Raw genomic sequence first — 12479 nt, 5'->3', positions numbered from 1 at the left:
CAGCGGCTCTGGTCGCTCGCAGAGAGAGAAGACCCGCAGAAGTGGCACCCGATCAATGTGCTCGGGATCACATTCGAATCTGCAGGGGTTCCGGCGTCTCGGGCCGAACGAGCCACCTACCGCCGCGCCGTACGCACGCTCGCCGCCCGCGGGCTTGTCGAGTGCCGCATGATGAGGGTTGACGTCCGCGCGCTTCCGTCATGGAAGCCGGACCACAGGCTCGCGCTGCACGCGCGTGCTACCGAGGCCGGCCGCACCTACGTCGCCGAGCGCCAGAAATTCGAACAGCGCGGCTCGATGAACGGCGAGACACTCTGGCTCCTAGCCATGGATACGCCTCGAGAGATCAGGAAGAAGCAGCAGCGCCGTGCCAAGCGAGCCGGTCGCGATGCAGTTCCTCCTCGCCGGGGGACAACCCCCGGGGTCAGTTGAGTCGACCACGGGCACGCTGCAGTTCGTAGACCGTGGCGCGGTCCTCCTCGTCGGCCAGGCCGCGGACTTCGCGGTCGGCCAGGCGCAGCTCGGCGACGGTGATCTCCCGGTCGATCGTCGTGCAGTCGGGCAGCTCGAAGTTCGACTCGGTGCAGATCCAGGTCCACTTGTCGAGCCCGGCCGGGGGGATGGTGTCGAGCAGCTCGCACACCGGCTGCGGCGGCCGGTACCCCGACGCATACAGCTCGGCCTCGGCGTCGGCCCAGTCTTGGTGCTGCTCCGGGGTCCAGTTCGCCTTCGGGTCTCCACCCCACGGCAGCTCGCGCGGGTCCTTCCAGTCGTCCATCAGTTCACGACGTGGTAGTCCGCCACGCGCGGGCCGGTGTGTGCGAGGTCCGAGTCCAGGACGTTGGCTCGGTAGGTCTCCCAGTCGGCAAGCTTGGGTTGGTCCCGCTCGGCGCCACGGTGGGCCATCCGCTCCCGGAGTTGAGTGGTGTCGGTGCCGACCCACACTGTCCGGATCGCGGTGTCGTCGCCGCCGGCGACCGCGCGGATGTAGTCGCTGAGCCGCTGTCGTTGTCCGCTGGCGGCGCTGATGTAGCCGAGGAACGGGGCGTCGACCACGACCGGGCAGCGGCGAGCGATGACGACGGCCTGCCGGACCAGGGCGGCGTAGAGGTGTGGGGAGACGACACGGCGGTAGAGGTCGCTGTCACGGTCGTGGGGGTTGCCGGTCAACTCGGCCATCACCGACTCCTCGAGCCGCGGTGCGAAGGCGTCCTTGTCGAGCACGACCGGGTCGACCAGCTCGGCCAGTAGCCGGGTGGCGGTGGTCTTGCCCGCCGCGGGGAACCCGCACACGATGGTCACCCCTGTGCCCGCGTGGATTGCCAGGTCGTGAAGCGCTTGCTTCGCTGCTGGTGAAAACGGCAGGGGCGGTTCGGAGTTCACGGCGGCCATCTGTTCATCTTGCCCAGAACGCTGGGTCTGAGGTGAGCTGTTCAGCGTAGTTCCGGCCCGCCACGTCGTCTCCGAAGCCGGGGTGCAGGATGGTCGTCATGAGCGGAGCTGTGTCCGGCCGGGCGCCCGGTTGCATCAGGTTCAGGCGCCGAAATGTCTGCGAGCACGAACCCTACGAGCAGATCCCGGTCCGAGATGCGGTCCGCGCGATCCAGAAGTGGCTGCAGGACTACGAGGACAGGATCGCCGCCGCGGTCGAGAGCGGCCGCCGCTACTACGTCGGGCAGAAGGTCCACTCGGCAGACTGTTCGACCCTGCGGCACAACCTGTGGCCGACGAACTCGTGGTATTGGGTCACCGAGACGGACGACCTGGATGTCATCGAGGCCCGCTACGCCGAGATCAACGACGGCGAGGGAAGCGGCGGGTACGAGTGGGGCGTCGCGGGCAACCTCGTCACTCGCGAGCAGGCCTCCAACACGGCACTACCGCGTTGTCGGACTTGCGTTCCCGACGTGAATCCCCGCACGTCGGCTAAGCGCCCCAAGAAGGTATCCGGGCTCGGCGCAAGCGACTTGGGTCGCCTGCTCTACGGCCAACCCATCGTGTCCATCACCTACGAACCCGGCGGCGTCTTCATCCAGACGAGCGAAGCACGTCATAGGTTCGACCTCGACGGGTCCGTACTTCTTGACCCCGCCCCGAGCAGCCAACCGGAGTCCCACTTGGGGGCCTAGGGTGTACCGATGCAGATCACTCTTCCTCTGTTTCTGACCGGTTCGATCACCGTGGCCGAGCTTGAGCAGTTCGTCAAAACCGCCCGCGACCTCGGCGCCACCGACGGGACTGAAATCGAAGTACGCGCGCTGGAGCGTGACGACAGCGTCCTCGACGGACTCTTCCTCGACAGCGAGACGCTCAAGCCGACCGCTGAGTCAGCGGCGTAGATCACGCAACCTCGGCCGCGCCCGCCTCAGCTGTTTTCACTGCTCCGTGGACGACGGCGAGGCTGACACCGATGCCTCGGGCGATCTCGCGCAGGGATTGCCCTTCGGCTCGGCGGGCCAGGATCGCGCGGCGTTTGTCGTCGTCGACGACGGTGGGGCGCCCGCCCTTTCGCCCTCGGCGGGCAGCGGCCTCCAGGCCGTCGCGGGTCTTGCGGGCGATGTCGCGGCGCCGGTCCTCGGCCAGGGCGAGAGCCAGGTCGAGGATGAGGCTGCGCTCGGTGTGCTCGCCGGTGCAGCGGCGAGGTTCATGAACCCACCGCAGTGGTCACCGGATCAACCCGAATCACGGACATTGTCATGACCTGGTCACCGAGATCTCGCCCTGATCACTGACGATTTCGACCTGAACCTTCGCCGACCTCAGGTAATCCCATGACTCGCAGTCGAACTTGTTACCCACCACTACCTGCACAGAACCAGGACAGGTCACCCGGCCCACCGGTTCCTCCCTCACACCCTGCAACCGGTTCGCCACCTGCTGCTCCAGCGCCGCCTGGTCCAGCACCCGCGGTGGATCGGCCGGGTCGAGATTGGCGCCCGCCACCTTCACCGTCACCACCACCGCGCACACCGCGATCACGACCGAGGAGGTGGCCGAAACGATCCGGGTAAAACTCTGTTGATCAGACACCCGATATTCCTATCCGTCACCCAGCTCACTGACAAGGGCTGAGCTGCTTACCATCAGCGCCGTTCAAGCCTGATGTTCCCCAACTGCCTGAACAGCAGGGCACCATCACCGGTGCCGATGGCAACTCGGCACCGCAGTGCCGATGTTCGACAACGGTCTGTTTTCCGACGACCCCGGCCCTGGGGTAGCTCAGCTGGTTACCTCATCGTCCAGGGTGTGCAAGCGATGAGCTGTCATCCGGGCGAAGCTCTCGACGATCTGCTTGAGGAGTTGTTGCTGCGCATGGTCGTAGGTGTCCGCAGTGGTTTGAAAATAGAACAGGCCGGGGGTCGAACCTTCCGCACTGTGGAAACCGACTAGTTCCTGGCAAGGCTGGTTCCTGCTGTCACTGCCCGGCATCCAAGCCGTGATTTGTGGTTGGCGCCGATCTGCCTCGATAACCCGCCTGCCGTCTCGTTTCACCCACTTACGACCGAATAGACTCGACTTCCACTCAGCAAGCGGGTACGGCCCGCGAGTTAGAACCGTCGCCAATTCGCCGTTCCGTCCCACGATTCCCCAGGTCGTGCCGTCGTTGTCCGTTTCACTCAAGATAATCCCGGGGAAGACGACTGGGCGACTAAGCAGCTTGTCGGTGACCACCGTGAACTGCTCCGCGCCCGCTTCGGCCAGCTTGGTGAAGGACTGCATAACCGCGCTGCGAACGCACTCGTGCAGGATCCTTGAGACCTGCGCCTGACGATCGGCGGGCTGGAGGTTCCGCTCGGCAACCAGTTTCGCCTGCGCCGCCTGCAACGCTTCTTCAAAATCGGTCACAAGCATCAATCGTGGCAGGTTTGTGGCTGCGCAGCCACGGCGTTCCAATGTCCGTCTTGACGGCTGGTTGATTTCTACCGTCGACCGCGGCCGCGGTGCGCAGCAAGTCGGAGCCCCTCGGCGACGAGCTGCTGGTACCGCTCCGGCGTCATCACCGGTGGCGGTGTGATGGCGAGCCGCCGAGCGCGGGCGCGTTTCCCGGCGGCCTGGCCGGTGATGTTGAGCGCGTCGCCGATCCGTTCCCACGACACCGGTTTTCCGGGGTCGATGGTGCCGTCTGGCAGCCGGTGTTCGCGACGGCGTGCACCGACGATGTGCCAGTCGATCAGCGAGTCGGCGGCGTGGGCGATTCTGGCCAGCGCGCACAGCGCGGCGAGATCATCGTCAGCCGGGTAGCGCAGCTCGCCGCGCTCGTCGGCGTCGGCGCGCAGGCGCCGCATGATCCGGCGCAGGTCGGCGCGGAGCATCGCATGGGTGTAGCGGTTCGTGCGTGCACGGGGCACCCCTCCATTGTGAAACCGAAGTTTCAATGAGACGAGGGCTGTCACCGGAACGTGAGATCTCGGCTGCGCTGGCGATTCGGTGTCGATCTGCACATTCGGCCGGAATCCAGCGCTAAGGATTTACCACAGATAATGGCCTGTTATCCGGGGTATTATGAGAGGCGACCTGCGGCGGACCCGCCGCCGCGCGTACACGAAGCGGCCCCGTTATCCGGGGCAAGCCGGAAACGGGGGAACCGATGGCAGCGAAGGTGACCCGGTTGCGCACCGCCCCAACCCGCACCCTGCGCACCGCCGCCGAAGCGTTCCTCGACACCATCGGCCCGCCCAACACCCGCCGCTCCTACGGCATCGCTATCGTCAAGACCGTCGAGGCGCTAGACGGCCGCGGCCATGACGGGCTCATCGGAGGCAGCCGGGCCCTGGACTCGGTCACCGACGACGAGATCGGCGCCGCACTGGAATCGCTGTGGGGTGCCGCGGCGGTCAACACCTGGAACGCGCGCCGCGCCGCGGTCGGCAAATGGCTGAGCTGGTGCACCGAACAAGGCTGGACCGCGCCGACGCTCCCTACCTCGGCCAGGCGCTCGACGCCGCCGGACTCGGTCACCCCGGTCCGCTCACGCACCGCGATCGACCGGCTCATCGGCCGCCGCGAGATCCACCTGCGGGAGAAGACTCTGTGGCGGATGCTGTATGAAACCTGCGCACGCGCAGAAGAACTGCTGCAACTCAACATCGAAGACCTCGACCTGGCCGCCCGCAGCGCACCGGTGAAGTCCAAGGGCGCCAAACCCCGCACCCGCCGGCGCGGGCCCGCTCACCACGAATACGTCCTGGAAACGGTGTACTGGGACGCGGGCACCGCCCGGCTGCTGCCCCGGCTCATCCGCGGCCGCACCCGCGGGCCGGTATTCGTGACCCATCGCCGTCCCGGGCCCGGTAAGTACCTCACCGACCGCGATCTGTGTCCCGACACAGGCCTGACCCGGCTGTCCTACGACCAGGCCCGCGACCTCCTCGACGCCGCCACCGCGCTCGACGGGCCCGGAACCGGCTGGGATCTGCACGAACTGCGCCATTCCGGCCTGACCCATCTCGGGGAATCCGGGGCCAGCCTGCTGGAGCTGATGGCCAAGTCGCGTCACCGCAGACCAGAGAACCTGCGCCGCTACTTCAAACCGTCCCCGCAGGCGATGCGCGAACTCACCGCGCTGCTCGGCCCGGACACCAACCGCCGTCGCTGACCAGCGACTTCGCCATATTATTACCGGAACCCCGAGACTGACGACAGCTGCAACACGAACGGCCCCCTCCCCTCATCGGATGGGGCCATTCGCGTTGTCCGCGGGTCAGCGCGGCTTCTGGGTGATGGTGATCTTCCGAATCGGGCCAGGAACCGTGATGGTCTTCTTCTGCCCGGGGCGGATCGTGATGCGCCTGGTTGCCATGTGTTTCACCTCCTCTCGATGGGTGGGTGGGCAACTGCTACTTCTCGTTGCGGACGCCCTTGTGCTGGTTCGGACTGCCGTTGAGGATGCGGCCGGTGGAGGTATCGCGCTTGAACCAGGTCTTGCCGACCTTGAACTCGCTGCGCCCCTTCACGGCGCCGACGCGGTGCCCGCGTCCGGTGTTCTTCGCCATCTTGTTCACCTCCGCTCCGACAGCGCCGGGCTGAGCCGGTTCATGTGACGCTGTCATCACGTAGTCGAGGTAGCTCTACCGAGAGTTAGCTGTTTCGTGACGGAGACGTTGTCACCGGCACATCTCACAGAGACCATTGCTCAGCAGATGGACTTGGAAATTGAGATAGCAGCTGCTGCAGCGCTGTTCACGGGCCGCTACCTGATCGCACTTGCACCGGTGGCACTCGGGACAGAATTGCTGCCTGCACGTCGGACATGGGTAGCCGCGGACTGTCCTCTGACTACCGCAGCAGTGGATGGTCGCGGTGGGACGCTGGTCGAAGTCTCGTGCGGCATCAAGGTGCAGGTGCTCGGAGTTCCATAGGTCGATGTCGCTGAAGACCGCGACTATCCGACGTTGGTCGCTCACAGCGTCGACGTAGAAGTCGGTGCGACGATCCCAGCGGTCTGTCCAGGGCATCTTCCCGGTCACCGACGCGCCGGCGGCGAGGCCGGCGAGCCGATGCCCGGCAGGCAGCAACTGCCCCTTCCAAGGAATCACCGTGGGCCAGCCCTGTTCTGGGTCCGGCCGGATCGAGGCGAACACGACACTGTTGTCGGTGCGATCGATCAGGGCAACGGCGCCGACGTGTGGCAGACGGTTTGCGACGGCGATCGCGCAGGCCTGTCTGCTGGCTTGGGTCGATTCGAACAGTTCGTTGACGTGCTCGGCTCGGACAGGACCGTCCGCTACCACCAAGTCGATGGAGGCTGGCGGGAGGAGCAGGCGTTGGGCTACCTGGTCACAGATTGTTTCCACCAGCTGACTGGCATTGCGTTGCTGGAGTATCCACTCCATCACTTCATCGCATTGCGGGATGAGCCAATGACCGAGCTCGTGCCCAAGGGTGAACTGCTCTCGCCGACTGTTAGGCGTGGGCACGTAGAGAATCACGTTGTCATCGATGAACGAGGTCCCATCACATGCGCCACCACCACTGCGCGCGCCCGAAACCTTCTCGAGCGCAGAGACTCTGAGCCCGAGGTCTTCACGTAGGACGACCAGAGGTTCCTCAGCGAACCGCTGCTGGATCTCGGGCTCCAGCAGGTCGAGCACAAGCGCTACGCACTGGCTGAGATTCAACGACCGTGGCCTTCGTCGCATGCAGCCACGAATGCCGCCAGGGTGCTCAGCATCTGCGCGGCGTCCGGCTTTTCTCCTCGATGGACAGTGGTCAGCATGCGCGCTTTCAGAGTCGATCGGGCCATTGCCTGCGATGTTCCTTGGCTCTCGGCCCACTGGGCGACGAGCTTGTCGAAGTCAGTCGATGCCATGACGGCCGCGACTTCGTCGTTCTCAGGGGCGGCGGCTTTGTCGATGACCAAGCTGTCGGGCTGCACGCCGGTCTCCTCGGCGATTGCGCGAATCAGCGCTGGTGAGACCTCTGGTGCGCCCTGCATTTCCCATCGGAATACATCCTTGACGGTGATGTCCCATTCTCGGGCGGTCAGCCGTTCGACGAGGTCACCGGCAGAGAAGCCGGCATTCTTCCTCGCCCGCGCCAGGGCATCGGAATCCAGGCTGTAGTCGGGGTCCGGAATCAGGCCCAGCATGGCCGCGATGCGGTCTTCTTCCACTGGAGGTACGACCACTTCTATCGGCGACGTGGAGTCGGCACGCACCATATCGGCCGCGTTCTCCAGCGCTGCGAGCAGCGAGTGGACCTCGGCGGCGTCCTCTGGACTTAGTGCGGGCAGTGTTCCTTTCGCATCGCCGGTTCGGTCGTCCAGCAGAAATTCGAGAGCCTTGTCCCGCTCGTTCTTACCCATCAGCCACCTGCTCCCGGTTTATGGCTTCCTTCAACAACTCTGCTGCTGCCTTCGCGATCTGACTTACCCGAGCCGGCGTTACTCCCAACTCCCGCGCGACCTCTCCTCGCGGCCGCCCATGGGCTACGTACTCCTCGAGGACCCGCCTCTGCTGGGTGTTGAGAACCGCCTTAGCGTCCCAAGCCCGTCCGCCGGCTTCTTCGTTGTCGAGGGCTTCGACAACATCCTCGGCGAGGTCTTCACTGCGGTCTGCGCCGTCGTGGAGTTGCACGTCGAACGACGGGCCCGCGTGCTGGACGGCCGCCGAACGGATCCGGTCCAAGGCTTTGTTCCGGACGCATCTGATGAGGAATGCCTCCCAGTTACGTACCTCGCCCGAGGGCGGTGAGGCTATCAGGGACACGAACGTGTCTTGGACGACGTCTTCTGCCTGGTCGGCGAGCCCAGCTTCGTGAAGGACCTGCGCGGCCTTGCGGCGCATCGCGGCGCGGTACTTCAGGTACAGCGCCGCGGGATCGGGAAAAGTATTGGGCACGTGACTACCCACGCATCCCGTATATCGCAGGATTCGTCATCGATCCTCCATCCAGTGAATAAGTGCAGCAGTGCCCGCGATCCCCATGCAACGTGTAGTCGAGAGAGAGGCCGACTGCGTTAGCTCAAGAGCGAAGTTCGCGCCTAGGGTTCCACCCGGCGACGTGACTGTCCGGCTCTTCGCCTCAACGCGAGCGAAGATGTCGGTGCCCCAGGTCATCCTGGCGTGTACACGACGAGCTACCAGGGGGCGGCGATGCATGGTGCCAGCGCGGACGACTTCGGCGATCACTACATCCATCGGGTGTGCTTGCGGCCTGGCCAGGCGCACAGCTCACCGATCTGGAACAACTACTTCAAGCTGCTGACCGACCCATTCGCCGACGAGGCCGCCGATCGCCGGTACTGCGACGAGGACGAGCTCCATGAGCTGATCTGGCAGACCTGGTCCGAGGCCGGCGTCGACAACGACGTCAGCATCGACCACGAGCTGGACCTGTCGACCGGTACCGCGGCCGCCAGGGGCTGCCGGATCGACTTCCTCGCCACCTTCGACGACGAGCACCGCGCCGGGGTCGAGGTCAAGGGCGCCGGGTGGTGGGCTGTGGACGTGGTCCAGGACCAGCTCGTCCGCTACGCCGAGACCGGGCAGATCGACTCGCTACTGCTGTTGACCGCCGATCCGGAGATGACCGAGATTGACTGGCCCCGCCACCTCGAGGTGCCGCTGTTCATCGTGTTGATCACCGGCCGCCGAGGCCGCCTGTAGCTCAGTTGGGTCTCGCGCCTCGCGCGTTCTCGGGGTGGATCTCGTCGGCGCCGGAGGGCGCGCTCGGGGACGGCCACGCGATGGCGCCGATCAGGACCAAGAGCGGGACCAGCACCGCCAGCGCCCATCCGGCGAGGATCACCGGTCGCGACTTTCCGCCGCGGTCAGCCAGCTGTCGAGGTTGTCCAGGCTCCCGTGGCAGACGACACGGAACGGGCTGTAGAGCTCCCAGCCGTACGGCGGCTCGTTCGCGACGCGGATCCCCAGAGAGCGGCGCGCGGCGCGCGTGATCAGGGCGTCGAGGCGTTCCCGGGTCGCTGCGTTGAGCATGTCGACGATTCTGCGCCAGGAAAGTCGCAACCGTCTACGTCAGACGATTTCGTCTGAAATAGGCTGAGGGTATGGAGACCACGGGCGAGGTGATCCGGCGCCGGCGCAAGCAGCTCAAGCTGTCCCAGGCCGCCCTCGGCGAGCTCATCGGCACCGACCAGAAGACCATCTCCCGCTACGAATCCGGGGAAGCGACCGTCGACATCGCCACCGGCACCCAGCTCGCCGAGGTCCTCGGCGTCTCGGTCTACGAGCTGGCCGGGCGCCGCACCCGCACCCTCGACCTGGCCGGGGAGTGGACCGCGGCCTGGCAGACCTGGGGCGAGACCGGCGAGCGGGTCGACGTGCACGGGCTCGACATCACCCAGGACGGGCTGTTCCTGTTCCTCGACGGCGCCCGCGCCCGCCCGGTCGAGGACGGCTCCTACACCTGGACCGGTGAGCTGCGCCTGTTCGACAACGAATCGCTGATCGGCTGGTACGTCGCCACCGAAGGCGCTGTGCGGTCGAAGGGTTCGCTGTATCTGGCGCTGCACCCGCAGGGCTTGGCGATGGCCGGTTCGTGGGTCGGTCAGTCCGCGGCCGGCCTCGTGATCCGGGGATGGGGCGCGATCACCCGCCGCGGCGAGCTGGCCGAGCCGTTGGTGGACCTGCTGCGCGCCAGCGGTGGAAACTTGCACGCATGGCCGAAGAGTCTCTAGTCACCATCACGATCACCGCCGAATCCGCCGACTGGCTCGCCGAGTTCACCCGCCGCCTGGTCGCGGACCGGCTGGCCGCGTGCGGGAACGTCATCCCGGCCGTGCGGTCGATCTACGCGTGGGAGGACAAGATCGAAGACGACGCCGAAGCACTCGTGCTGATCCACACCCGCGCGTCCTCGGTCGACGAGATCATCCGCCGCGCCTCGGTCGAACACCCCTACGACACACCCCAGGTCCTGGCCGTGCCCATCGTCGAGGCGCACGACGGCTACCGCGAATGGGTCCTGGCCCAAACCGATTGACCAACCCGGACGACAGGCTGCGGACCTGTAACCCGCTGCGCTCGAACGACTTCGGGGTGTCGGTGGGTCGTGCGACACTGGCGGCGAGGGAGAGATCGGTGAGCGAGACCGGCCCGACGAGCGCGTGGCCGGTCGGACGGGGGAGGTCGCTGTGCTGCTGTTGGTCAACCAGGACTCGGAACTGTCACCGGCTGAAGAGCGGTTCGCCGAATGGGTCCGGTGGAGCCCGGCCCAGCCCGGTGTGGCGCTGCTCAACGTCAACGTCCCGCACCGCGGCCGCAACCGCCAGCTCGACGCGCTGATCTTCACCCGCCAGCGCTGCATCGCAGTCGAGATCAAGGGATTCCGCAGCCTGCAGCACGGCACGCTGGTCGTGCCGTCGAACGGGCCGTGGCTCATGGACGACGGGCGCGTAGCCGACATCTACGGCAACTACAGCGGCCACAACCCCGTCAGCCAGGTCCGCACCAACAGCATGGCGATGAAGAACTGGACCTACAGCGTGACCCGGCGGCCCTGCTTCGTGTGGGGCCTGGTCGTGGTGATGCTGCTCCCCGACCAGGATGTTCCGGCGCTGCAGGTGGACTCGCACCCGGAGAAGATCGACATCGTCGTCGAGGATTTCGACGTGTTCCGCTACTACCTGCACCGCCTGGAGAAGCAGAAGGTGCAGTGGGACGCCGAGCGGGTCCACACTCTTCTGGCCCGCCTCGGCGTCGCGCACCTCTACGACGGCCGCCAGGACCTGATCGCGGCCGCGCTCGGCGAACCCGCCTACCTCAGCGGCTAGGCGTCGCCCGATGAAAGACGGCATGCCCAACGTGCGCCTCGAGCACGGCAGGGTGATCACCGCGCCCGGTGTGGCGTTGGTGTGGCTTCCGGTCGAGGGCGAGGTGGTCGCGAAGATCCCGCCGCAGAAAGGAAACCGGCGGTGGCTGCACAAGTCGGTCCGCATCCGCTCGCCGATCCTCAACGGCGACCGGTGGTACCTGCCCCGGACATGCCTGACCCGGCTGGTGGTCGCAGCGGTAGACCGCTACGGCCACGTTGTCGTGGCCCGGGACATGACCAAGCTGGCGCGTTGCACGCAGTCGTGCCTCGACGCGACCGGGATGGAATGCGACTGCTCGTGCATGGGCCTCTCGCACGGCACCGGCGATGACGGCAACTGGGTCACCGCCGTCGGCGATGTCGTCGTGTCCGACTGCGGCGACCACACTCGCACCGCGGTGGTCTTCGGCCCTCGAGGCAGCGACCTCGATGCCGTCATCTACCAAGGCGAGCTCGCCGGATGCCCCTACACCCCGGACCGATCCGGACGCGGGGCCTGGCCGCTGGCATCACGGTTCATGTGCGCGGGCTGCCTGAGCGTTCCAGCGCAGGTCTGGGACCACTGCCACACCCACGGCTTCGTCCGCGCACCGTTGTGCAGCCCGTGCAACACCCGCCACTGGCGCGGGTGGAGACCCGAACACGGACGTGCACCCGTGAGCCACAATCTCGACACCAGCTACTACCAGTGGTGCCCCGACCACGACGCCGAATGGAACTCGTGCACCGCGTAACCCCGGTCAGGCGGTGCGGTCGGTGATCTCCTCGATGCGGTCGAGCAGCCTGGCCAGTACGACGGCGGGCTTCTCACCGGGGGTGTAGCCGACCCAGTCGAGCGCGATGATCCGCCGGACCGCGTCGATGTCGGTGGGCTCCGGCCGAGGCGTCACCACGGCGCGCACCCGCGTGTGCAGATCCTCGGCGGCGTGCAGATCCTCGGCGCCGTCGTTGAGCGCCTCGACGACGGCCAGGACCAGCTGCTGCTGTCTCGTCGAGAGCAGGTGCTCGTCAGCCATGCGGCTACTCCGTCCAGGGCCTCAGGTCGATCAACCGCATCCGGAACGCGTACGCCCCTGGCGCGTCCAGGGTGGGCTCGATGCGCGCACCGGTGTCGTCGATCTCGAGCACGCGGAACTGGGAGACCCCGTTCGCACCGATTCTGACTAAGTCGCCCACCTGCATAGATCCGAGCTTAGTCGAACGTA

General features: G+C 66.3%; 23 protein-coding genes. 10 read left to right on the top strand and 13 right to left on the bottom strand.

Annotation, left to right across the window (positions count from 1 at the left end; translation table 11 throughout):
- A partial coding sequence (locus NBRGI_RS49100) for a hypothetical protein (RefSeq protein ID WP_235210957.1) occupies positions 1–432 on the top strand: 432 nt, incomplete at its 5' end.
- Here the strand turns inward: NBRGI_RS49100 and NBRGI_RS14920 are convergent.
- Complete coding sequence (locus NBRGI_RS14920) at positions 425–778, bottom strand: hypothetical protein (RefSeq protein WP_029896639.1); 354 nt, start codon at positions 776–778, stop codon at positions 425–427. The two genes, NBRGI_RS49100 and NBRGI_RS14920, sit on opposite strands and share 8 nt — an antisense overlap.
- A complete protein-coding gene (locus NBRGI_RS14915) occupies positions 778–1392 on the bottom strand; it encodes an AAA family ATPase (protein WP_081878067.1) in 615 nt (204 codons plus the stop codon). Before NBRGI_RS14915 ends, NBRGI_RS14920 begins: the two co-directional genes overlap by 1 nt.
- A gap of 98 nt (positions 1393–1490) precedes the next feature.
- On the opposite strand from NBRGI_RS14915, the gene NBRGI_RS14910 reads away from it, so the two are divergent.
- From NBRGI_RS14910 to NBRGI_RS48150, 3 genes are read left to right on the top strand one after another with little or no spacing between them, the layout of a single operon-like run.
- Positions 1491–2129, top strand: a complete 639-nt coding sequence (locus NBRGI_RS14910) for a hypothetical protein (RefSeq protein WP_148310822.1) — start codon at positions 1491–1493, stop codon at positions 2127–2129.
- A 9-nt stretch (positions 2130–2138) separates the two neighbouring features.
- On the top strand, positions 2139–2339 hold the full coding sequence (locus NBRGI_RS14905) for a hypothetical protein (RefSeq protein ID WP_029896633.1): 201 nt from the start codon (positions 2139–2141) through the stop codon (positions 2337–2339).
- A 46-nt stretch (positions 2340–2385) separates the two neighbouring features.
- Positions 2386–2700 (top strand): hypothetical protein, encoded by a 315-nt coding sequence (locus NBRGI_RS48150; RefSeq protein WP_029896631.1) that lies wholly within the window; start codon positions 2386–2388, stop codon positions 2698–2700.
- On the opposite strand, the gene NBRGI_RS49625 is transcribed toward NBRGI_RS48150, so the two are convergent.
- The 3 genes from NBRGI_RS49625 to NBRGI_RS14885 form a co-directional block, all read right to left on the bottom strand.
- Positions 2695–3030: a DUF4333 domain-containing protein gene (locus NBRGI_RS49625; protein ID WP_081878066.1), complete on the bottom strand. Its 336-nt coding sequence runs from the start codon at positions 3028–3030 to the stop codon at positions 2695–2697. The genes NBRGI_RS48150 and NBRGI_RS49625 overlap by 6 nt on opposite strands.
- Positions 3031–3219: 189 nt before the next feature.
- Complete coding sequence (locus NBRGI_RS14890; protein ID WP_029896628.1) at positions 3220–3846, bottom strand: hypothetical protein; 627 nt, start codon at positions 3844–3846, stop codon at positions 3220–3222.
- 74 nt (positions 3847–3920) lie between these two features.
- On the bottom strand, positions 3921–4349 hold the full coding sequence (locus NBRGI_RS14885) for a hypothetical protein (RefSeq protein ID WP_029896626.1): 429 nt from the start codon (positions 4347–4349) through the stop codon (positions 3921–3923).
- 239 nt (positions 4350–4588) lie between these two features.
- Here NBRGI_RS14885 and NBRGI_RS14880 point away from each other — a divergent pair, with 239 nt between their 5' ends.
- Positions 4589–5596, top strand: coding sequence for a tyrosine-type recombinase/integrase (locus tag NBRGI_RS14880; protein WP_029896624.1), 1008 nt, complete (start codon positions 4589–4591; stop codon positions 5594–5596).
- 241 nt (positions 5597–5837) lie between these two features.
- Here the strand turns inward: NBRGI_RS14880 and NBRGI_RS48525 are convergent, their stop codons facing one another.
- From NBRGI_RS48525 to NBRGI_RS14855, 4 genes are all read right to left on the bottom strand, one after another.
- Positions 5838–5993, bottom strand: a complete 156-nt coding sequence (locus NBRGI_RS48525) for a hypothetical protein (protein WP_162836668.1) — start codon at positions 5991–5993, stop codon at positions 5838–5840.
- Positions 5994–6104: 111 nt separating this feature from the next.
- Complete coding sequence (locus tag NBRGI_RS14865) at positions 6105–7091, bottom strand: ImmA/IrrE family metallo-endopeptidase (protein ID WP_029896622.1); 987 nt, start codon at positions 7089–7091, stop codon at positions 6105–6107.
- A 23-nt stretch (positions 7092–7114) separates the two neighbouring features.
- Complete coding sequence (locus NBRGI_RS14860; RefSeq protein ID WP_029896621.1) at positions 7115–7804, bottom strand: hypothetical protein; 690 nt, start codon at positions 7802–7804, stop codon at positions 7115–7117.
- Positions 7797–8339 (bottom strand): RNA polymerase sigma factor, encoded by a 543-nt coding sequence (locus tag NBRGI_RS14855; protein ID WP_235210956.1) that lies wholly within the window; start codon positions 8337–8339, stop codon positions 7797–7799. The genes NBRGI_RS14860 and NBRGI_RS14855 overlap by 8 nt, the downstream gene beginning before the upstream one ends.
- 255 nt (positions 8340–8594) lie before the next feature.
- On the opposite strand from NBRGI_RS14855, the gene NBRGI_RS14850 reads away from it, so the two are divergent.
- On the top strand, positions 8595–9107 hold the full coding sequence (locus tag NBRGI_RS14850; protein ID WP_148310821.1) for a hypothetical protein: 513 nt from the start codon (positions 8595–8597) through the stop codon (positions 9105–9107).
- Position 9108: 1 nt separating this feature from the next.
- On the opposite strand, the gene NBRGI_RS48145 is transcribed toward NBRGI_RS14850, so the two are convergent.
- Together NBRGI_RS48145 and NBRGI_RS14840 are read right to left on the bottom strand one after the other, a co-directional pair.
- Entirely contained in the window at positions 9109–9249 is a 141-nt protein-coding gene (locus tag NBRGI_RS48145; protein ID WP_158439881.1) for a hypothetical protein, read from the bottom strand.
- Positions 9246–9437 (bottom strand): hypothetical protein, encoded by a 192-nt coding sequence (locus tag NBRGI_RS14840; RefSeq protein ID WP_029896615.1) that lies wholly within the window; start codon positions 9435–9437, stop codon positions 9246–9248. Before NBRGI_RS14840 ends, NBRGI_RS48145 begins: the two co-directional genes overlap by 4 nt.
- A 71-nt stretch (positions 9438–9508) precedes the next feature.
- Between NBRGI_RS14840 and NBRGI_RS14835 the strand changes: the two genes are divergently transcribed.
- The 4 genes from NBRGI_RS14835 to NBRGI_RS14820 all read left to right on the top strand — a co-directional run bounded on the left by NBRGI_RS14835 (position 9509) and on the right by NBRGI_RS14820 (position 12008).
- Complete coding sequence (locus NBRGI_RS14835) at positions 9509–10138, top strand: helix-turn-helix domain-containing protein (RefSeq protein ID WP_051727778.1); 630 nt, start codon at positions 9509–9511, stop codon at positions 10136–10138.
- The gene (gene cutA, locus NBRGI_RS14830) at positions 10120–10443 is read left to right on the top strand and encodes a divalent-cation tolerance protein CutA (RefSeq protein ID WP_029896611.1); all 324 of its coding nucleotides are present in this window, start codon (positions 10120–10122) and stop codon (positions 10441–10443) included. The genes NBRGI_RS14835 and cutA overlap by 19 nt, the downstream gene beginning before the upstream one ends.
- A 151-nt stretch (positions 10444–10594) precedes the next feature.
- Positions 10595–11233 carry a nuclease-related domain-containing protein gene (locus NBRGI_RS14825; RefSeq protein WP_158439879.1) on the top strand — a complete coding sequence of 213 codons (639 nt, stop codon included), beginning with the start codon at positions 10595–10597 and terminating at the stop codon, positions 11231–11233.
- 10 nt (positions 11234–11243) lie between these two features.
- Positions 11244–12008: an endonuclease domain-containing protein gene (locus tag NBRGI_RS14820; RefSeq protein ID WP_200882170.1), complete on the top strand. Its 765-nt coding sequence runs from the start codon at positions 11244–11246 to the stop codon at positions 12006–12008.
- A gap of 6 nt (positions 12009–12014) precedes the next feature.
- Here the strand turns inward: NBRGI_RS14820 and NBRGI_RS14815 are convergent, their stop codons facing one another.
- Both NBRGI_RS14815 and NBRGI_RS48140 read right to left on the bottom strand, forming a co-directional pair.
- Positions 12015–12290, bottom strand: a complete 276-nt coding sequence (locus tag NBRGI_RS14815) for a hypothetical protein (RefSeq protein ID WP_029896605.1) — start codon at positions 12288–12290, stop codon at positions 12015–12017.
- A gap of 4 nt (positions 12291–12294) precedes the next feature.
- On the bottom strand, positions 12295–12456 hold the full coding sequence (locus NBRGI_RS48140; RefSeq protein ID WP_158439877.1) for a hypothetical protein: 162 nt from the start codon (positions 12454–12456) through the stop codon (positions 12295–12297).
- Between the last annotated feature and the right edge of the window lie 23 nt (positions 12457–12479).

The organism is Nocardia brasiliensis IFM 10847 (assembly GCF_000710915.1).
Lineage (GTDB): Bacteria > Actinomycetota > Actinomycetes > Mycobacteriales > Mycobacteriaceae > Nocardia > Nocardia brasiliensis_A.
This window is presented reverse-complemented; position numbering and strand designations above follow the sequence as displayed.